The 20726-nt window shown below is 44.6% G+C and carries 13 protein-coding genes; 11 read left to right on the top strand and 2 right to left on the bottom strand.

Annotated features, from left to right (window positions below; genetic code table 11):
* Window positions 1-10: 10 nt before the first annotated feature.
* Window positions 11-3745: an AAA family ATPase gene (locus ID165_RS14760; RefSeq protein WP_192085605.1), complete on the bottom strand. Its 3735-nt coding sequence runs from the start codon at window positions 3743-3745 to the stop codon at window positions 11-13.
* Window positions 3746-3749: 4 nt separating this feature from the next.
* The gene (locus ID165_RS14755; protein ID WP_192085603.1) at window positions 3750-4994 is read right to left on the bottom strand and encodes an exonuclease SbcCD subunit D C-terminal domain-containing protein; all 1245 of its coding nucleotides are present in this window, start codon (window positions 4992-4994) and stop codon (window positions 3750-3752) included.
* A gap of 422 nt (window positions 4995-5416) precedes the next feature.
* Between ID165_RS14755 and ID165_RS14750 the strand changes: the two genes are divergently transcribed.
* The 11 genes from ID165_RS14750 (at window position 5417) to ID165_RS14700 (ending at window position 20723) form a co-directional block, all read left to right on the top strand.
* Window positions 5417-5632, top strand: a complete 216-nt coding sequence (locus ID165_RS14750; protein ID WP_192085601.1) for a hypothetical protein — start codon at window positions 5417-5419, stop codon at window positions 5630-5632.
* 189 nt (window positions 5633-5821) lie between these two features.
* The gene (gene mobC / locus ID165_RS14745; RefSeq protein ID WP_192085599.1) at window positions 5822-6208 is read left to right on the top strand and encodes a plasmid mobilization relaxosome protein MobC; all 387 of its coding nucleotides are present in this window, start codon (window positions 5822-5824) and stop codon (window positions 6206-6208) included.
* Complete coding sequence (locus ID165_RS14740) at window positions 6209-7417, top strand: relaxase/mobilization nuclease domain-containing protein (RefSeq protein ID WP_192085597.1); 1209 nt, start codon at window positions 6209-6211, stop codon at window positions 7415-7417.
* 4 nt (window positions 7418-7421) lie between these two features.
* Window positions 7422-9398: a conjugal transfer protein MobC gene (mobC, locus tag ID165_RS14735; RefSeq protein ID WP_192085595.1), complete on the top strand. Its 1977-nt coding sequence runs from the start codon at window positions 7422-7424 to the stop codon at window positions 9396-9398.
* Between the two features lie 184 nt (window positions 9399-9582).
* Window positions 9583-10203 carry an RNA polymerase sigma factor gene (locus ID165_RS14730; protein ID WP_192085593.1) on the top strand — a complete coding sequence of 207 codons (621 nt, stop codon included), beginning with the start codon at window positions 9583-9585 and terminating at the stop codon, window positions 10201-10203.
* A 103-nt stretch (window positions 10204-10306) separates the two neighbouring features.
* Window positions 10307-11317, top strand: a complete 1011-nt coding sequence (locus ID165_RS14725; RefSeq protein WP_192085591.1) for a FecR family protein — start codon at window positions 10307-10309, stop codon at window positions 11315-11317.
* A gap of 145 nt (window positions 11318-11462) precedes the next feature.
* Window positions 11463-14942, top strand: coding sequence for a TonB-dependent receptor (locus tag ID165_RS14720; RefSeq protein ID WP_225586757.1), 3480 nt, complete (start codon window positions 11463-11465; stop codon window positions 14940-14942).
* 12 nt (window positions 14943-14954) lie between these two features.
* Window positions 14955-16418, top strand: a complete 1464-nt coding sequence (locus ID165_RS14715) for a RagB/SusD family nutrient uptake outer membrane protein (protein ID WP_225586755.1) — start codon at window positions 14955-14957, stop codon at window positions 16416-16418.
* Window positions 16419-16547: 129 nt separating this feature from the next.
* The gene (locus ID165_RS14710; RefSeq protein ID WP_192085587.1) at window positions 16548-18026 is read left to right on the top strand and encodes a BNR-4 repeat-containing protein; all 1479 of its coding nucleotides are present in this window, start codon (window positions 16548-16550) and stop codon (window positions 18024-18026) included.
* Window positions 18016-19515, top strand: a complete 1500-nt coding sequence (locus ID165_RS14705) for a PQQ-dependent sugar dehydrogenase (RefSeq protein ID WP_192085585.1) — start codon at window positions 18016-18018, stop codon at window positions 19513-19515. Before ID165_RS14710 ends, ID165_RS14705 begins: the two co-directional genes overlap by 11 nt.
* Window positions 19512-20723, top strand: a complete 1212-nt coding sequence (locus ID165_RS14700; RefSeq protein WP_192085583.1) for an Nramp family divalent metal transporter — start codon at window positions 19512-19514, stop codon at window positions 20721-20723. Before ID165_RS14705 ends, ID165_RS14700 begins: the two co-directional genes overlap by 4 nt.
* Window positions 20724-20726 lie beyond the last annotated feature (3 nt).

The raw sequence follows: 20726 nt of genomic DNA, 5'->3' as shown, positions 1-20726 counted from the left end.
TATTTTTATATTAAATATTCCCCAACACCTCCACTTTACTCCTCCCGCTCTGCTGTTTACTCACTTTGATCTGCATGGGTATGCGCTCCGTCATTTCCTGCACGTGCGATATTACACCCACCTTGCGGCCCTGGTTATGTAGCCTTTCTAAAGCATCCATGGCGATGTTGAGCGTGGTGGGGTCGAGCGAACCGAAGCCCTCGTCGATGAACAGGGATTCCACCTTCATGCGACTGGACGAAAGCGAGGCCAGCCCCAATGCCAAAGCCAATGATACCAGGAAGGATTCTCCACCTGAAAGGGAATACACGGTACGCACTTCATCGCCCATGTCCTGATCCAATACCTGTAGGCCCAACGAGTTGGGGATACGCTGCAATATGTAGCGTTTACTCAGTACTTCCAGATGGACATTGGCATAGCTGAGCAATACGTCCAGGGTATATTCCTGGGCGATCTGCCGGAATTTCTTGCCATCGGCAGACCCGATGATCTCATTGAGCTTTGCCCAATTGTCCACTGCCAGTGACTGCCGCTCGATGTCCTGCAAAAGCTGGCCGATGCGCTGTTTGTTGGAGGCATCTTCCCGTAGGCGGAAGCCAATTTCATTGACGGTTTGCATGTATTGACGTAATGTGGAGGTTGCTTCATCCTGCAATGTTGTCAGTTCGTCAAGTGACCGTTCTGACAGGCGTTGCTGCATATGCTTTTCCAGTGTATGACTCCGCTCGCTCCATACTGATTTGGTCAGTGTTACCGCATCGTCCACAGTACGCAAGGCTGCCCGTTCCGCCTCTATCCAATCCTGGGTAAAATTCAATAGTAGTATTAATTCGGATTCTGTCAACGTGGTGGCATGTTGCCGGTTATGGGCATCAAGCCATTCTTTTATTTTGGCTTCAAGGTTTGTTTCCTGCTGCTTCAGGGTGGAAATATCTTTTTCTGTCTGTTCTTTTTGAGTGATGGTGCGGGTGAGCTCGGCCTGTAGTGTCTCCTTTTCTGCTCTTCGCTCATCCAATTTCTGCCGGGTCTGGGTTACCGATTCTTTCAGGTTGGCTTCCACTTTCGATATTGACTCCCCATCGAAAATGGTCTTTCGCTTTTCCGTCAGATCATTCCATTGTTCTTGTAGCTGAGACAGGTTCTGCTCTTTTAGCTTTACCGCTTCCGAAAAGTTATCCCCTTGTTCCTGTATACCCTTCAGGGTTGCGGTTAGCACACCTTGCTGCCGTACGCCTTCTTCCAGCTGTTGTTCATTGGTTATCCATTCCTCTGCAAATTTCCGGATACGTTGTATGAAGGCCTCAGGGTCGGTTTTCCAATGCCGGAACCATTGTTCGGAGGTGAAATAGGGGGACAGGCTTTGCTGTGTTTTGTCGAGGTTGGCATTGGCTAACTGTTGTTCCTGTGTATGGTTTGCAAATTGCTCCTGCAGGGATTTGAGATTTCTTTCTATGTCTTTCAGAGCATTGTCGGTTTCGGTGAGTTGCTTATCCCACGCATCCCGTTGGTTTTTCAGCGCTTCCAGTTGTTCTTTCCCGGTGCCGTAATCCCGGATTTGTTCCCGCAACTCGTGTTGCCTGTCTTTCTGTTGCTGTAGTTGTTGCCGAAGCCATGTGGCCCTATCTCCGACAGGCTGCTTCATACAAGCCGTATGGATTTTAAACAAAGTCCATGTTTCCTCCAATTGCTGAATAGCTTTTTCTTTAAAGGTCAGGTCTTTGTCCTGTGTGCCGATGGACTTTTGCAATTGCTCACAAGCTTGATTCAGGCTACTATGCGTCGTCAGGAGTTGTGTATAGTCGGTTTCTATCTCCTGGTGACTGGCTTCGAGCTGGCGGAGCACGTAATCGAGCTGCGGATTGTGCGTCGCATAGGGGTGGGTGGTGCTGCCGCAAACCGGGCAGGGTTCATCCGGCTCAAGCGTCGCACGCAGGCTTTCCACATCTTTCGCGGCGGCCAGCCGGGCTTTTTCCAGCATGCTTAGTGAAGTGTCCCGCTGTGCCCTAGTCGTTTCGAGCGACTTTGCAGTAGCAGTTAATTGATTCAGGTTGTCTTCCAGTTGCTTTTTGTTGTCTTTGAGTAGTTGTTGAAGGGTGTCTCGTTCTGTCTGCGCGCTATAAAGCAATTTCCAATGGGCCTCAGCTGCAATGGCGTCTTCCACGGAGGCATCAATGGTGGACTTTTCCTGTACCAGGGAGGCTATGGGTAGGGCGGATAATGCCGCCTGTAGGCTGTCGAAGTCCTGTTGTGCCTGTTGCAGGGATGCTTGTAAGGAAGCTTGTTCAATATCTAGCCGTTCTTTTTCCTGTTGGTTATGACCGATCTCCTTTTCGGCAGTATCCATGAGGGAAGACCGGTGCTGTAGGGTGTCCAGCAGGGTTTCGGCATCACTGAGCTTGGATATGATCCATTGGTGTTGTTCGGCAATGGGCTGGTGCGATGCATGCTTTTCTTTCCATTGGTTGAGCTGTTGTAAAGCCTTTTCCAACTGGTCTGCCTCCTGCTTGGTTTGTGTTGATTTTTCCTGGTGCTGTTGTAGCTTTTCAAGAGCGGTGTTTACTTCATCTTCTGCCTGCCGGATTTGCGTCTCCTTGTCGGTCAGTTGCGTATCCAGTTTCTTTGCGGCATCGAGCAGGGACTGGGCGGCTTCCTGCTCCTGAATCCTGGTATTCAGGTTGGATTCTGCCTGCTGCAGGGAAAGGTCGAGCGTTTCTTTTTGCTGATCCAAAGCCGCTAATCGGGTAATAAGCTGTTCTGATTGTGTTGATTTATCGGTGAGTAGACTTTGCGTGTGGTGCAGGTTGTCGACTGTTGGTCTTACAGGCTGTACCCGTATGATTTGCTGCAACCGGCGCTCTCGCGGCAAGGCTTCTTCTTTGGCAGCGGCGCCCTGCTCATATTGCAGCCGTGCGGTTTCCAGATGGGACTGTAATGTCACGTATTGTTCGTGCCAGGTGATTTCTTTGCCTAACTCAGCCACTGATTTTTCCTGTGTTTTTATCGCGGATTGGGTGGCTTCTTTTTGTACCTCCAAGGCATCCAATTCTCCGGAAGTCAGGGTGGGGATACCTTCCCGTTGTACATTGAGCTCACGAAGTTGCTGAGTCTGTTCCCGGTGTTTTTCAAAAACATGCCTTGAAATTTCGGAATAGACGTGCGTACCGGTCAGCTTCTCCAGCAAGGAAGATTTTTCGTCCCTGCCGGCTTTAAGAAAGGCGGTAAAATCACCCTGAGCCAGCAGCACCGAACGGGTAAATTGCTCGAAGTTCAATCCGACCAACCGTTCTATCTCCTGTAGTAATTCTGTTTTCCGGCCAGGGATATCCTGATTAGTACTGGTGTTTTTCAGTGCTATCTCGTAAGCCTGCAAGTTGCCATCGGCTTTGTTGCGGGCTCTTCTTACACTCCATGTAGACCGGTAGTGATAACCGTCTACACCAACAAAATCTACTCCCGCAAACCCTTCTCCTGTGCCATCACGAAGTATGCCCCGGACGTCGCCCTGAAGGATGGTGCTCCCTTGCACATCCTTGATTTCAACGCCGGTTTCGGCCAGTTTGTATCTTGGGGTTCTGGCATATAAAGCAAGGCAAAGCGCATCGAGGATGGTGGATTTGCCCGCGCCCGTTGGACCGGTGATCGCAAAGATACCGGCGGACTGTAGCGGCTCCTGCGTGAAGTCGATTTCCGTGGTTCCGTCGAGCGAAGCTAGGTTTTTGATGCGTATGGCCAATATCTTCATGCCGTTATTCGGTTTGGGAAACTTTCTGGGTTACCTGGTGAAACAATTGCAGCAGTTCTTCCGGCAGCGCATGGCCATACCGGGATTGGTAGACTTTACTAAACACATCCAGCGGTTGTAGTTCGTTCAGTTGATCCGGGCTCACCATTTCGTCTTTATTTGCCAGCGGCGATGAGGTGGTGTAACGCACATCGATTTTTGCCAGCCGTACATGTTTACCACTTAAGGCAGTCTCTACCTTATGTCGGAGTGCGGGTTCAGGGCCATCGAGCAATACGCGTACTTCAAGATACGGGGCGAATGCCGGATCGTCTCCCGTTTCGGGTAATTGTGTCAGGGCGGCAATCACCTCCGTCAGCGTGCTATGTACGGCAGGGATGCGCTGAAGCGGTATGGATACGGGTACTTCTATTGATTTGATTTTGCCGAGGGTTTCGCTATCCACGTCAAAGACGATTACTTGGTGTTTGTAATTCAGTTCTGAAAATGACATGGGTATTGGGCTACCGCAGTAGCGGACATATTCTTTTCCGCCGATTCGCTGCGCTTTATGAATATGCCCCAGTGCCACATAGCGGATATCTTCGTGAAATGCGTACGCGGAAATGCATTCCACGCCGCCCATGATGAGCCTTTCAGCTTTGTCCATTTCGCTTACCTCTGCCTGTTGGGCGTGTAGGTGTCCCATCGCAATGATGGCCTGCCCGGGTTGCTTTTTAGCCAGTGCGTATGCATACGCTTCTTTATAAAAGGTGGCGACTCCTTCCGAATAAGGATTATCACTATCCGGTATTGCCGGGTAATCTCCCATGCGCAGGAAAGGAACGGCCATGCACCAGGCTTTCACATTCCCTTGTTTGTCTTTCAGCGGAATGATTAGTTGACTATAATCAATCTCTCCGTTTTCATCTTTTTCGACCAGCCCGACAATATGGATATTGGATGACTCCAAAAGCGGTTTGGGTGATTCCAGGCGTGACGCGGAATCGTGGTTGCCTGCGGTAATAACCACCTGCAGGTCGGGGTTGACTCTTGTGGCCCTGTTAAGGAATGTGTAGAATAGCCTGATGGAAGCGGCAGAAGGATTAGACAAATCAAATACATCACCACTGATCAGCAGCACATCCACCTGTTCGTCTTGTAACGATTTTGTCAGCCAATCCAAGAATTGTTGGTGCTCATAAGTACGGTCATATTCGTGGAAGAGCTGACCAATATGCCAATCAGCGGTGTGGAGGATTTTTATCATTACATTTATTTTGATTTCCTTTAGCAATTCTGATACAATCAGGTAAGAATTGTGGTTAGCCTAACCAAAACGGATTTATAACTTCAGGACTTCCATTTTTTTAGAATATAGAATAACTACCGAATTACTACAATGAAACTTTAATAGCTCATACATTTGGATGTGTTTCTTTTCAAAGTGAAATAGTATTGCTGAAACAATTCAGGAAACATTAAACCTTCTTAAATTTGTGTATTTGATCATACGGCAGCCATTTGTTTATGAAAAATTCTAAACCTTAATTTTTTATTCTTTAATCCTTTGGGAAAATACAGAATTCCCTCCAATTCCCAATTAATTGTCCCATCCCCCTTCTGATCTCAGTGTGACCTTTTCAACCATCCCTGCCACATTTTTGAGCTTCATCAAAAACGATAATCGTTATGAATCTCGAAGCTCAGAATCTCAACTTTTCCAGAAATGTCCCGCCATCACTGGAGCAGGTACAAGCCTACTTTAACTCCCTCCAAGTTCCGGCTTCCGAAGCAGAAGTTTTCTATTTCTATTACCAGGGAATGGACTGGCGAAATGAAATGGGTTCCGCTATACGAGATTGGGTGATGGCCGCTGATGATTGGGTCTGGAATTTGGAAAACTGAGGCTTTTGCCAAGAATAATAATTTCTTACTTGATCAACTCGACCTTCTGCTGAGGGCAAGCTTGGCATTGCGTGTTTGCAATGAGCAAGATGTAGGATTGTGCCACAATCCGATCTTGCCCACCGCTGCCGGAGTTGCGGGTGGGCATAAAATTTCTCCGAAGTCGAATTTTATAGTCCTGTTGCCTATATGAAACAATCAGCTAAGGAAAAATCCATATGGCTCACGGTAAGACTGACTGCCCTTGAAAAGCAAAAGCTCAATTCCTTACTCGAAAAAGCCGCCTATTGTCAGACGATAAGTGAGCTTGTTAGAGACGTGCTTTTCAAAAGAAAACTAACCCTCAATACACGAAACGAATCCTTGGAGAACACTCTTGAAGAATTGGGACTGCTAAGAAATGAACTGAATAAAATCGGAGTGAATATCAACCAGATTACCCACTATTTTCATATGCAGGCTGATCCAAAAGAGCGTCTGTTTTTTGTGAAGGAAATGCTCCCTCACTTTGAGCGGACTAAAGCAAAAATAGAGGCGCTCCATAGCTTGATTGAAGGATTGAAAAATCTAACCTAATTGGTTGCTAAAATCATTACAGGAAAGACTATCGGAGGAGTGATCCGATACAATGAACAGAAAGTGAAAACTGAACAGGCAAAACTGGTACAGATGGGAGGATTTGCGGTTAAAAATCTTTCTGTGGCTGATAAGATCCAATCATTTGAAAAGCTGCAGAAATTGAATAAAAGGACGAAAACAAACGCCGTCCATATTTCGCTGAATTTTTCTCCAAAGGATAAAGTGGATGAGTTTATGCTTCAAAAGATTGCAGCTGATTATTTGAAAGGAATTGGATTTGAAAACCAACCTTACCTGCTATATCAGCACTTTGATGCTGCCCATCCACATATTCACCTGGTCACAACCAATATTTCAAGTTCAGGAAAACGGATTGAAACGCATAACCTCGGCAAGTTATGGTCAGAACAGACCCGGAAAGAAATTGAGGAGCGATACCATCTTGTAAAAGCGGAAGAGCAGCTGAAGCAAAAAGTAAATTTTCTTCAGTCGTTGGAGAAAGCTTCGTATAGCAAGACTGAAACAAAGGCAGCCATTTCCAATATTACAAGGGAAGTTATCAGAACCTATCGGTTTACTTCCATTCCTGAATTGAATGCAGTGTTGGGACAATTTAATGTCTGCGCTTACCGTGGGGAAAAAGAAAGTGAAATGTACAAGAATAGAGGGATAATCTATTCAGTACTGGATTCAAACGGTCATAGGATTGGGGTGCCTATTAAAGCCAGTTCTATTTATTCGAAACCCACGTTATCCAATCTGGAAAAGTGTTTTGTCAGGAATAAAGAGGAGCGAAAATCATATAAGGAGGAGCTCCGGAATACAATCTTGGAGACGGTCGATAAATGCAGTTCCCAGAAAGAGCTTTCAGACAGACTAAGAAGCAAAGGGATCCGTCCGGTATTCAGGATTAATGATGACGGCAGACTTTATGGAGTTACTTATGTTGACAATGTGAGCCGCACTGTGTTCACCGGTTCATCATTGGATAAACGGCTTTCTGCCAACGCTCTTTCTGCATATTTTTCCCGAAAAACCACCATTTCATTCAGTGCTCCTGACCTTAGGGAATTTCCTTCGGATGAATTGTTAAAGCCGCCAGTTCCTAGCAATAGGATCATTGTTAATACTTACCAACCGGATGATCCGACACCTTATGAATTGAGGCAAAAGAAAAAGAAGAGACGCAAGAAGCTGCACACTTAAACCTATGCAGACAGGGGAGAGCACGGAAGGACTTAGAAAAATCATCGACCTCACGAGGAAGTTGAGTATAGGGGTATTGTGCCTTCATTTTTATTATTACTGCTATCACTCGTTTGATAAGTGGGGTTTAACCCATGACATAGGGGAGAGACTGCTGTTAAATATCAGAAATACAGGGTTGTTCAGCGCATTTCATATTTCCAAAGCTTTTGCGCTGGGGTTATTGCTGATTTCATTGATCGGTGCAAAAGGCAAGAAGGACGATAAACTTAAACTCACTCAGGTTCTATGGCCACTCATATGTGGGGCTATTATTTACGGAACTAGCCATATTACTTTTTACCTGACTTTTACTGAGGAAAGGTTAAGTATTATCTATATGACCCTCACCGCACTGGGGTATTCCCTTATTCTGATGGGGGGATCATTGCTGAGTAGGTTGCTAAAGAACCAGCAGAATCAGGAAGTTTTTAATTATCTGAATGAGACCTTCCCTCAGGAAGAGCGGTATTTGGATAATGAATACTCGGTTAATCTTCCGGCTAGATACAGACTGAAAAGCAAGATCCGCAACTCTTGGATCAACATCATCAATCCCTTCCGTGCATTATTGGTGGCTGGTACTCCAGGTTCCGGCAAAAGTTACTTTGTGATCCGCCATGTGATCACCCAACACATCAGTAAAGGTTTTTCCATGTTTGTGTATGATTTCAAGTACGATGACCTCTCCCGAATTGCCTACAATACGCTTCAAAAGAATTTTTCTGCTTATAGCATAAAACCAGAATTCTATACGATCAATTTTGACCGCTTGTCACATACCCATCGCTGTAATCCTCTGGAACCTGATGCGATGTTGGATATTACCGATGCCTCTGAAGCCGCACGTACTATTATGTTGGGTCTTAACAGGGAGTGGATAAGAAAGCAGGGCGATTTCTTTGTGGAAAGCCCGATTAACTTCCTGACTGCGATTATCTGGTTTTTGAAGAAGCATAGGAGGGGGAGGTACTGTACGCTTCCCCATGTGATTGAGTTGATGCAGGTCGAATATGAGAAACTCTTTACGGTACTGCGTACCGAACCTGAAATCGAAGTGCTGATCAATCCCTTTGTTTCCGCATTGGTCAAAAAGGCATTTGACCAGCTGGAAGGGCAGGTGGCCAGTGCCAAGGTTACCATGGCACGATTGTCTTCCCCACAGCTTTATTTTGTGCTTTCGGAAAGTGAATTCACGCTCGATCTGAACAATCCCGATGCACCTAAAATCATCTGCATGGGAAACAATCCCCAAAAGCAGCAGGTCTATGGAGCAGTCTTATCACTATATATTTCAAGGATTGTCAAACTTGTTAACAAAAAGGGAAAACTGAAATCCAGTCTGGTTTTCGATGAGTTTCCCACGATCTATTTCAATGGAATTGATAACCTGATAGCCACTGCACGATCCAATATGGTAGCCACCTGCTTGGGGGTGCAGGATTACAGTCAGCTTAAAAAGGATTATGGACGTGAACAAGCAGAGGTAATCATGAACACGGTGGGTAATTTCATCAGTGGTCAGGTGCTGGGGGATACAGCGAAGCAACTTTCCGAACGGTTTGGAAGGATTATCCAAAACAGAGAAAGTATATCAATCAACAGTTCGGAGACATCAGTGAGTAAATCCACCCAACTGGATCAGGCGGTTCCTCCTTCTACCATCTCCTCACTTTCTTCGGGAGAATTTGTTGGCATGGTGGCGGATACGCCTGATCAGAAGATTGGGTTAAAAGCTTTTCATTCTGAAATCATCAATGATCATGCTGCCCTTAAAAAAGAAGAAGAATGTTATAAGGCCATCCCCAAAGTACGGGACATTTCTTCTGAGGAGGTTGAGGGGAATTATAGAAGAATCAAACTAGATGTCGAGGAGATAGTCAGAATGGAAATGGAGCGGGTGTTTGATACCCCTGAGTTGGGGCATTTGATTTTAAGGTGACGGAGCCTGCTGTTTTAATTTCATGTGAATGTTTCCAACCGGAAAACTATGTCACTAATTAATTTCAATTTTGCTGACTTTTTGGCTTTAAAAAAATATTATCATATCATTATTACTTGATAAAGAACTTAGTGTAATAGTTCCTTTTCTTACTGCAGGTGAAACAAACTTAAGCTATCCGGTTTTGGAGGTAAAAGATTCTACTTATTTGAAGCAACTTGTGGAAGGACTTGTTCTCGGTGATGAGGCATGCTTTAAAAATCTTTATGAGCTGTTTTCTGTAAAAGTTTACAACATCACCAGAAAAATGGGGCTTGGGCATGAGGATGCAGAAGGAGTGGTTCAGGAAGTATTTTTGAAAATATGGAAAAACAGGGCTAAACTGGATCCAGAGTTGTCTATTAATGCTTATATATTTGCGATTTTAAGGTCTAGGGTTATAAACCAGTTAAAGAAACAAGCACGTTTTTTTGCATTCCAGGAATATCAGATTCCACTTTTACAACAGGTCACGAACTTCAGCGCAGACAGTGATTTGATATACGCTGAATTTCATAATCTATCATTGGAGCTTATTGAGAAACTTCCCCCTGCGCAGCGTCAGATATTTAAGTTACGGCACCTTGAGAATAAATCAGTAGCAGAAATATCAGAAGCATTGAATCTTTCCAGACGAACTGTTGAAAACCACATATTCCGAAGCACCAAACTTTTTAAGGAAGGACTCGATAAATTAGAAATTGTTTCAAAAAGTGTTTGGATAATTGCTTTAAATGAAGTAATTGATTTGTTTTTGACGGGCTAAAACAATTCTATTTTTGGTCGAATTTAAAATTTTCCAATTTTTTTTGAATTTGTCTTGAGTATAAATTATCTGCTGAGGGTATATACTATAGAACAAAGGCAAGATGAATCATCATAAAAGAATTAAGGATTTTTTTGAAGGAAAGCTTACTAGGGAAGAAGCCCAGGAATTTCTCGACTTTTTAGAAAGTCAGGAGGCAGAGGAATTCTTATCCGCAGAGTTGATTCAGTTATGGTCCAGCAAGTTTAAGTCTAAGGAGTATAATTGGGATCATATGGCTTTGTGGGAAAAATTAAACCACAACAAGTCCAATTATGCACGTCCTTATGTTCAGCGAGATAGCAACTCAAGGAGAAATTGGCTTCCTTGGGCCAGGGCAGCAGTGGTTTTTATTGCAATTGGTCTTTCAACGCTGTTTTTTGTTAACCGGGAAAAATATAGACCTGATCAAGAACAAGAGTTGTTACTGGATACCAAACTAGTTACCCATTACAATCCAGCCGGCAAAAAAACCAAAATCACTCTTCCTGATGGATCCACTGTGTTTTTAAATTCAGCAAGTAAGTTGACTTATCCGGCTGATTTTCTTCAGGACAGGTCCATTTCATTGGAAGGGGAAGGCTTTTTTGAGGTGATCAAAGATCATGAACATCCTTTTACTGTGGAATCCAAGGGCATAGTGACGACCGCTTTAGGCACCTCCTTTAATATATCCACCTTTGGGACAGAAGATAAAGTAGCTGTCACCTTGCTTACCGGAAAGGTAGAGCTCAGACAGGAGGGTAAAGGGAATGCCATTCAGCTTGTTCCCGGAGAAGGGTCTGTTCTGTCCAGGAATGATGAACACCTGAGCAAGACAGCGATAAATGCACGGGATAGGATATTGTGGACTGAAGGGATTTTAAAATTCAAGGATACTGACTTTGATCAACTCGCTAAAATTCTCGAAAGGTGGTATGATGTGCAAATAACTCTTCAGGGAAGCGGTAAGAAGCTGGCAAGCGGGACATTTGATTCAAATGAAAGCTTAAGGAATGTCTTGGAAGTTCTGAGCGGATCCTTGGATTTCAGTTATGAATTAAAAGATAAAAAGGTAATGATAACACTAAACTGATTAGCCTATGATTAAATCCAAGTAAGGAAAAAACAGGAACGTACTACGAATACGCTCCTGCTAAAATCAAAACACATTGCCCCGTTCAGAAGCATTGCAAACTGTCGTCTGGGGAATTATCATGTTTCAACTTACCCTCAAACATATGAAAAAAATATTACCATTAATAGTCATGTCTATTAAGCTAGTGGCCAGAGGAATTTTCATGCTCTGCATATCACTCAATCCTCTTTTGGCCAATACCTCTAAAGCCCAGGTAAAAAGCATTGATGAGGTTTTTCTTAAACTGGAAAAACAACCCAAATCTTTGGTTCAATTTTTTAATGAAATTGAGAAAAAGACAGAGTTCAAATTCTTTTATACCTATGTGGCGGTCAAGTCAGACTCGGCTATTTCTTATCTTGAAGAATATGAAAGCGTAGAAAATCACCTAATTAACATTGCCTCACAAACAGAACTGAGGTTTAAACAGGTCAATAATGCGATCAGTGTGATTAGGAACCCAACTCAGGATAATTCTTTGTTGGTCAAAAGATCAGATGAAGAAAATATCACAGGAACGGTAAAAGATTCATTGGGTGAGCCCATGCCGGGTGTCTCTGTCTTGGTAAAAGGTACAAGCGAAGGGACAGTGACCGAACTGGACGGCAGTTTTTCGATAGACGCAAATCCTGGACAGACCCTCTTGTTTTCATTTATCGGATATAAACGAAAAGAAATCCTGATCGATTCTGATTTTGTATTACAGGTGATGATGGAAGAGGAGGAGAATTCCCTTGATGAATTTGTGGTGGTAGGATATGGTACGGTCAAAAAGAAAGACATCACCGGGGCCGTCAGCGCCATAGAATCTGAGGAGCTCAAGGATCAACCAATTGTCAGTATTGATCAGGCAATCGCCGGTAGATTGGCAGGTGTGGTGGTAACCCAGGCAACAGGGGCACCTGGGGGAGGGGCTTCAGTGCGTATCCGTGGTGCAGGTTCATTAAGTGCCGGAAACGAGCCTTTATACGTGGTTGATGGATTTCCGGTAACGAATGATTTTGATCAGCGGAACAACCCGCTCAACACCATTAATCCTGCGGACATTGATAATATCCAGGTGTTAAAAGACGCTTCCGCCACTGCTATTTATGGCTCTAGGGGTTCCAATGGCGTTGTGCTGATCACAACAAAATCGGGCAAGGAAGGACAGGCAAAAATTGAGTTGAATGTGAGTTCAGGGTTTCAGCAGGTAGAAAAGACATTGGATGTGCTGAATGCATCTGAGTTTGCAACTTATATCAATGAAGCCAGAAATAATGCATGGGTGAATTCTGGGCCAGGAAGATCTGCATCAGATCCCAACGCTGATAGAATCCAGAATGTCATGTACCTGATTCCTGAAGGGTTTGAAAATCCACAAAGTTTGGGGAAAGGCACAAACTGGCAAGATGCTGTTTTTCGTACCGCACGTATGAGTGATTACCGCCTTAACTTTTCGGGAGGAAATGCTAAAACCAGGTACTTTATTTCCGGAGGGTACTTGGAGCAGGAAGGTGTGATCATAAATTCGGATTTGAAACGGTATTCCTTTAGAGTAAATGTGGAATCCCAGATGAACGATCGCGTAAAAGTGGGTGTGAACATTACTCCATCGTATACTTTTTCCAATCAGTCACTGGCCGAAGGAAACTGGCAAGGGGGTGGGATAATCCAATCCGCAATTACGGCCGGCCCACATTTGACTCCCTACGATTCAGAAGGTAACTATACCAAGATAACCGGACAGGGAATTGGGACCTCGGAGGTAGATAATCCGGTAAAAATTGCCAGGGAATATTTTCATCAGCAAAAAAACCTGAGATTGCTGGGCACAGCCTTTACTGAGATTAGTCTGGTCGATAACCTTATGTTCAAAGCTTTGGTAGGCACAGATATCAGAAGCTTTAGAGAGGATATTTTCAGTTCTTCCATTATCAATCCAAACAGTGTCAATCTTACCCGGCCCGCCGTGGGATCCAATAATACGGCACAGACGGTAAACTGGCTTGGCGAATTTACGCTAAGCTATGGGAAGACGTTGGGCAAGCATACATTTGATGCCGTTCTTGGATATACGGTACAAAAAGAGAAACTAGAGGCCAGTCAGATCACTGGGACAAATTTCGCAAATGACAATATAAGAACAACAAATGCTGCAGGATTGATTACCCGGGCACTGAATACTGAGGAAGAGTGGTCCATATTGTCATATTTGGCACGATTGAATTACAATTATGATGATCGTTATCTTTTAACTGCAACTTTCCGACAGGACGGTTCGTCCAGGTTCGGATCTGATAACCGATGGGGAGCATTTCCATCCCTATCACTTGGATGGAGGCTTTCAGAAGAGAATTTCCTGAATCAGGTAAGCTGGTTGTCGGAACTTAGACTACGTGCCAGTTACGGTCTGACAGGTAATAATTTCATTTCTAACTATGGTGCAATCGGTCTGACCGCCATAGAGAATTATCCACTGGGTACCAGTATCAGCAACGGCATGAGATTGGCGAATATTCCCAACTCCACGTTGGGATGGGAGAAAAACAAACAACTCGATTTTGGGTTGGAACTAGGTGTATTTCAAAACAGGATTTACCTGGCGGCAGATTATTACATCAAACGTACTTCTGATTTATTGTTGAATGTTCCGGTGCCTACTCTTACTGGCTATACCAATGCATTGCAGAATATAGGGGAGATTAAGAATAAAGGAATTGAATTTACACTGACCAGCAGAAACCTGGTGTCTGATTTTACCTGGACAACAGATTTTAATATTGCTTTTAATCAGATTGAGGTGATGGCATTGGGGCCGGACGGGTCACCGATTATTTCCAGACAGGCAACTTCCTCCTCTTCACCAACACATATTACACAGATCGGTTCTGTCCCCGGAAGTTTTTATGGTTATCAGGTAGTCGGCGTTTATCAAAATCAGGAAGATGTTGAAAACAGTGCGGTAGTATTGAACGGCGATGGAACTGTTCAGTCCATTCCAGGGAGATTGAAATTTGCCGATGTCAATGGTGACGGGATTATCAATACCGATGACAGAACGATTTTAGGTGATCCTTTTCCTGATTTTACCTATGGAATGACAAATAGGTTCTCGTTCCGGAATGTGGATTTTTCCTTTACACTGCAGGGAGTACAGGGATTTGAGGTACTCAACTTGGCCAGAAGATATTATGGCAATTATGCCGGGTCTTACAATGTACTTCGAAGTGCGTCAAATGGATGGAAATCCGAAGCTGACCGGGGAGATGGATCTTCTCCCATGATTGACAGGAATTTCAACGCTTACGCAGGAAGCAATGTGGTAAACAATGTGACTTCGCAGTTTGTAGAGGACGGATCATTCTTAAGGATCAGAAACATTACTCTAGGATATACCTTCCCGGCAACTATCCTGGAGCGTATAAAAGTTTCCAATGCACGGTTGAATTTTACCGTTCAAAATGCCTACACCTTTACCAAATATGAGGGATTCAACCCGGAAGTTTCGGCACAGGGAGGAAACCCACTTGTGCCTGGTGTTGATGCCGGAGGATATCCGCTGGCGAGGACATACATGTTGGGTTTAACTATTGGCTTCTAAATGGATTATCTTATGAATAACATACTAAAATATAAATTGGTTGGTGCTTTGCTCATGATGGGACTTAGCGCATGCAACAGTGATTTTCTGGATTTGGCTCCTATCTCCCAGGAAAACAGTACTAATTTTTACAAGACCGCCTCTGATATGGAAAATGCCCTGACGGCAGTTTACGGGTCGCTTCAATATGGCGGAACCTACTATTCTTCCATGCACATAATCGGGGAACTCAGATCAGACAATACCGAAATTACAAACCCCAATGCTGGCGCAAACCTACAGGCTGTGGATGACTTCACCAATGATGCTGTCAATTCCATAAGCAGCACTACCTGGAATGCACATTATCAGGGGATCCAGGCCGCGAATATTGTAATAGACAAAATCGCTACTGTAGAAATGGATGCAACACTCAAAACACGCTACGTGGGCGAGGCAAAATTCCTTAGAGCTTTGCTGTATTTTAACCTGGTCAGAATATATGGGGATGTTCCTTTAGTGTTACAGATGATTTCCAGCCCTGAGCAAGGCTATACTTTTGGAAGGAATCCAAAAGAGGAAGTTTATACACAGATTATAACTGATTTGAATGATGCCGAAGCAAGTCTTCCTTTCACTTACAGCAGTGCTGAAGCAGGAAGAGCAACAAAAGGAGCGGCAATGACTTTATTGGCTAAAATTTACCTTACCAGAAAAGAATGGACTGAGGCTTCACAAAAACTCAAGGAAGTGATCGATGCCTCAGGCCAGACAGGCTATAGGCTTATGGACTCTTACGGGGATATTTTTGGGCCAACGAATGAAAATAATGCTGAATCTATCTTTGAAGTACAATTTAGTAGCAGTTCAAACGGAGAAGGAAGTCCCTTTACCAACCAGTTTGCTCCTATAGGATCAGGCACAGCGGTTGTATCTGTAGGCAATCCACTGGGACAGAATATTCCCACGGAGGATATGAATGCTGCCTACAGCGTTGGGGATGCCAGAAAAGAACTTTCAATGGCCACTTCCTATCAGCTAAACGGGAATGAAGTGGCACATAATTATATCCTAAAGTATTCGGGAACTCCTGCTGCTTACCTGGACAGTGACAATAACTGGATTGTTCTACGCTATGCCGATGTGTTACTGATGTATGCCGAAGCGCTAAATGAGATCTCCTTTCAGCCGGATGGGGAGGCCTTTTTACTGCTCAACCAGATCCGGTCAAGAGCAGGATTGCCTATGATGAGCAGTTCAGGGCCAGTCCCCGCATACGTGTTGGCCACCCAGCAGGATTTCAGAGCGGCAGTTGCCAATGAGCGAAGAGTGGAACTTGCCTTTGAAGGACATCGGTGGTTTGATCTGGTCAGGACCGATGAGGCATTGAATGTACTTTCCTCAAAAGGTATCCAAGCCCACAACTTGTTATTTCCGATACCTCAAAGTCAGATAGATATTAATCCCGGTCTGATCGTACAGAATCCGGGATATTGATCCGGAAAAACTACTATCCATATCTCTATTCTCTAGCTACCACCCCAGTTTTTTGGGGTGGCTGGGGACTCTTTGCTACCATGTGCTGATTTGAGATAAGGAAAATCAGTGAATTAAGAAAACTATCAAATGTCAACTCTACTACACAGTTCGTGGATATGCTGTCTTATTACCATCCTCCTGGTAAACACTTCACTTGCCCAATCCATAAGTACGCCCAACCGGAAGGAAACGGGGTACAGAGGGATTTGGTACAGCAATGAGCCCTCTGAAAATGAGTATGTCTATAAATATGGTGGCGGTTTAGCTACCTATCCGGCAAACCATTACCCCTTTTCAGTGTATGCAGAAGCGGTAAACAAGACTTTTTTTTGCTACGGGGGAGCAGATTCGGAGGGGAATACCCTATACCACATGGTGTCCTACTTTGACCATACAACAGGTCAGGTTCCCAGACCAACACTGGTCTTGGATAAACAAACGGATAATGCCCATGACAACCCTGTCATGAACATTGATAAGGAGGGCTATATCTGGATTTTCTCTACCTCTAATGGGACATTACGGCCTTCATATATTCACAAGAGTACTCAACCTTATGATATTTCTGAGTTTGAAGCTGTGTTGGCCACTAAAATCGAGCAGGGTGAAAAAGTCCCAATGGATAATTTTTCCTATCTCCAAAGTTGGTATCAACCCAACAAGGGATTCATCAATTTATTTACCCATTACCAGACCGGAGTGATACCCGGACAGCCGGAAAAGCCCAGAAGAACGATTGGTTTTATGACCAGTGTGGATGGGAGCTCGTATTCTGAGTGGCAGGATATTGCCAGGATTGAGGAGGGGCACTATCAGACCAGTGGACAGTCAGGAAACCTGCTGGGAACATCCTTTAATTTTCACCCTTTTGTCAAGGAGGGCAACGGGCTCAACTATAGAACAAATTTATATTACCTGCAGACAGATGACTTTGGGGAAAGCTGGACAAACGCAAGTGGTGATCGGCTAACTATTCCTCTTAAGGATGTTCAAAATAAGACATTGGTGAGGGATTATAAGTCCGAGGGTCTATTGGTTTACATCAATGACCTGGAATTTGACAGCCATAATAGGCCTGTGATTCTATACCTGACCAGTAAGGGGTATGAAGCTGGACCTGAAAATGGGCCCAGAACCTGGCATACAGCAAGATTTACAGGTAATGAGTGGGAAATCCTGCCAGTAACGTCCTCTGACAATAATTACGATATGGGATCCCTTTACATTGATGGTGAGGGTAAGTGGAGGGTAATTGGGCCCACTGACGCAGGCCCCCAAAAATTCAACACTGGAGGCGAGATGGTGCTCTGGACCAGTCTGGATCAAGGTAAAAACTGGACAAGTAGAAAGCTCACTTTTGACAGCAGTTATAATCACTCATATGCCCGAAAACCAGTGAATGCCAATGATGGTTTTTATGCATTTTGGGCCGACGGGCACGGACGGGAAAAATCAGTTTCCGCACTCTATTTTTCTGACCGTTCAGGGAATGTCTATCGGCTTCCAGCCAAAATGGACGGGCAGTTTGCAAAACCTGAACTAATCTCTGGAAACAATGGCAAGTAACAGGACTGTACTGGGGTTTTTACTGCTAGGCTTGTACATATTAACGGGCTGCAGGCAGGAAAAGGAGATTGAACTGGATCTCCTTGATATGGTCTATTTGAGTTCTTCAAGCTTGAAAGTAGAGATACTGGCCTCTGGACTGGAAGTTCCTTGGGACTTGGAAGTTGACGGACTGGGGGATTTGTGGATCGCTGAGCAAAAGGGCAAAGTATCCCGGATGAACCTAAAGACAGGTTCTTTAAAACATCTTTTGACACTCTCTGATGTTTGGCAAGAGAGGACCTCAGGCTTATTGGGGATGACTGTACATCCTGATTTTAGGGAATTTCCTTATGTATACCTTAACTATACTTTAAAGGAAAATAGTAAAATTGTTAGTCGCCTCGTCCGGTATACCTGCCAAAACGATACGCTAATCCAACCATTTGTACTATTGGAAATCGAAGGTGGGACATCTCACAATGGCTCCAGGCTGGACTTCGGCCCAGATGACAAATTGTATTGGGCTACCGGGGATATACATGATTTCTCGAATGCACAGAATCCCCAATCCCTGAACGGGAAAATCCTTAGAATCAATCAAGATGGAAGCATTCCAAAGGACAATCCTGATCCCGAAAGCTATGTGTGGGCGATGGGATTTAGGAATATGCAGGGACTGGTGTTCTCTTCCAGTGGTATGCTTTATACCTCTGAACATGGTGATGCAATTGAAGATGAGGTAAACCTCATCCAAAAGTCAGGGAATTATGGCTGGCCTGAGATTGAGGGAAAACAGGATCTTGAAGGGGAATTGGATTTTGCCCTCAAGAATAATACGGTAGAGCCCTTGCGTTCCTGGACTCCGGTAATTGCGCCTTCAGGATTGACCTATTACGGGAGCAATGCTATTCCGGAATGGACTAATTCTTTACTGTTGACAACCCTAAAGGGCAAGAGCCTCAGAATACTTTCATTGAATGAAAAAGGGGATGATATCATCTCAGAAGAAATACTGTTTGAAAACCGCTATGGTAGGCTGCGGGATATCGTGACAGGTAGTGGGGGCGAAATCTATCTGAGCACCAGTAACCTCGACTGGAATCCCCAGCCGGGGTTTCCTTTGGATGGGGATGACAAAATCTTAAAAATAAGCCGTTCGGACGAAATGTCTACGTCGCCACTCATTCCGGAGAAAGCACGACAAGGGCCAATATTGAATGGCGGTGATCTATACTTAAGTTACTGTGCTTCCTGCCATAAAGAGGATGGAAGTGGTATTCCTGAGGTATTCCCTTCCTTAAAAGACTCCCGATTGATCACAGGAGACCCTTCCGCTTTGATTGGACTGGTGCTGAAGGGTTCAGAAGCATCCGGGAGCGTGCAACAGATGCCAAGCTTTGCGTTTTTGGACAACAGGCAAGTAGCTGATATCCTTAATTATATCAGGGCTGAATGGACAGAGAATGCGCAAATAATCGATCCGGATTTTATTGAACAAAACAGATGAGCAAACAGGTAGAAATAATAATAAGCAGGCTCAAGAGTCTTGGTCCCGGTATCATCACCGCGGCCTTGGTCTTTGGGCCAAGCAAAATGACCATTACTTCAAAATTGGGTGCCTTATATGGGTATAGTACCTTATGGTTGGTCGTGGTGGCCATCTTTTTTATGCTGGTGTTTACCGATATGGGGGCAAGGATTGGTCTGAGTAGCCAGGAGACCTTACTGTCCCAGATAAGAAAAAAGTGGGGGAGGACAGTTGGGGTCATCATAGGGATGGGAGTGTTCTTGGTAACTACCTCCTTTCAGGCAGGTAACTCCATAGGAGTGGGGATCGCTGTTGCGGAAGCAACCGGAACTTCCAGCTGGGTTTGGGTTTTGGTTTTTAATCTCCTCGGGATGAGCTTGCTGTTCTTCAGGAGTTTTTATAAGACGTTGGAAAAGTTGATGATTGGTCTGGTCGGTTTGATGCTACTTTCATTCCTGACCACTGTGGTAATGATTAAACCGGATTTTGCAGCCATCGGCAGTGGATTGGTTCCTAATGTTCCTATTGGCTCGGAAGCTATTATGATTGCTTTTGTTGCTTCATGCTTTTCAATTGTAGGAGCATTTTATCAAACCTATCTCGTCCAGGAGAGAAACAAGAGCAAAGGAGGAAATACTGACAAAAATACCAGTATCACAGGAATTGTCCTGTTGGGGTTGATGAGTGCTGTGGTGATCATTTGCGCAGCCGCGGTCTTGTACCCCCAGGGAATCCAGGTCAATTCGGCGTCTGAAATGTCCAAAGCTCTGGAGCCACTGTTCGGTTCAGCTGCGGCTTATTTGTTTTTGGCAGGACTGTTCGGAGCTTCATTTTCATCACTTATTGGAAATGCCACAGTCGGGGGTAGTCTATTGGGAGACGCTGTTGGATTTGGCAGCGGGTTGAGCTCCGGCAAGGTCAGGGGATTGATCGCTCTGGTCATGGTCTGCGGAGCAGGCATCTCGTTGGCTTTTGGCAAGCTTCCGCTGGAGCTGATCATTTTTGCCCAAAGTGTGACCATTTTTCTTGTCCCTTTCATCGGGGGAGCCATGTACGTAGTAGCCAATGACAAGAAGATGATGGGTGACCGAGTGAATAACCCTTTTGTAAAGGTCTCGGGAGCAGTTGGCTTGCTGCTGCTGATCGCTTTGGCCAGCTGGAATTTCAAAGCACTTTTTATGAACTAGAAT

Origin of the sequence: Algoriphagus sp. Y33, assembly GCF_014838715.1 — a bacterium.
In the GTDB taxonomy this organism is placed as follows: Bacteria; Bacteroidota; Bacteroidia; order Cytophagales; family Cyclobacteriaceae; genus Algoriphagus.
The sequence above is the reverse complement of the archived record's forward strand: the minus strand, read 5'-3'. Positions and strand labels throughout refer to the sequence as shown.

What these genes read in the sequence shown, in the direction of transcription:
- mobC (WP_192085599.1), top strand. Translation starts at nt 5,822, where the DNA reads ATGAAACAATCAGCTAAGGAAAAATCCATATGGCTCACGGTAAGACTG.
- ID165_RS14755 (WP_192085603.1), bottom strand. Translation starts at nt 4,994, where the DNA reads ATGATAAAAATCCTCCACACCGCTGATTGGCATATTGGTCAGCTCTTC.
- ID165_RS14760 (WP_192085605.1), bottom strand. Translation starts at nt 3,745, where the DNA reads ATGAAGATATTGGCCATACGCATCAAAAACCTAGCTTCGCTCGACGGA.
- ID165_RS14750 (WP_192085601.1), top strand. Translation starts at nt 5,417, where the DNA reads ATGAATCTCGAAGCTCAGAATCTCAACTTTTCCAGAAATGTCCCGCCA.
- ID165_RS14720 (WP_225586757.1), top strand. Translation starts at nt 11,463, where the DNA reads ATGAAAAAAATATTACCATTAATAGTCATGTCTATTAAGCTAGTGGCC.
- ID165_RS14725 (WP_192085591.1), top strand. Translation starts at nt 10,307, where the DNA reads ATGAATCATCATAAAAGAATTAAGGATTTTTTTGAAGGAAAGCTTACT.
- ID165_RS14705 (WP_192085585.1), top strand. Translation starts at nt 18,016, where the DNA reads ATGGCAAGTAACAGGACTGTACTGGGGTTTTTACTGCTAGGCTTGTAC.
- mobC (WP_192085595.1), top strand. Translation starts at nt 7,422, where the DNA reads ATGCAGACAGGGGAGAGCACGGAAGGACTTAGAAAAATCATCGACCTC.
- ID165_RS14715 (WP_225586755.1), top strand. Translation starts at nt 14,955, where the DNA reads ATGAATAACATACTAAAATATAAATTGGTTGGTGCTTTGCTCATGATG.
- ID165_RS14710 (WP_192085587.1), top strand. Translation starts at nt 16,548, where the DNA reads ATGTCAACTCTACTACACAGTTCGTGGATATGCTGTCTTATTACCATC.
- ID165_RS14700 (WP_192085583.1), top strand. Translation starts at nt 19,512, where the DNA reads ATGAGCAAACAGGTAGAAATAATAATAAGCAGGCTCAAGAGTCTTGGT.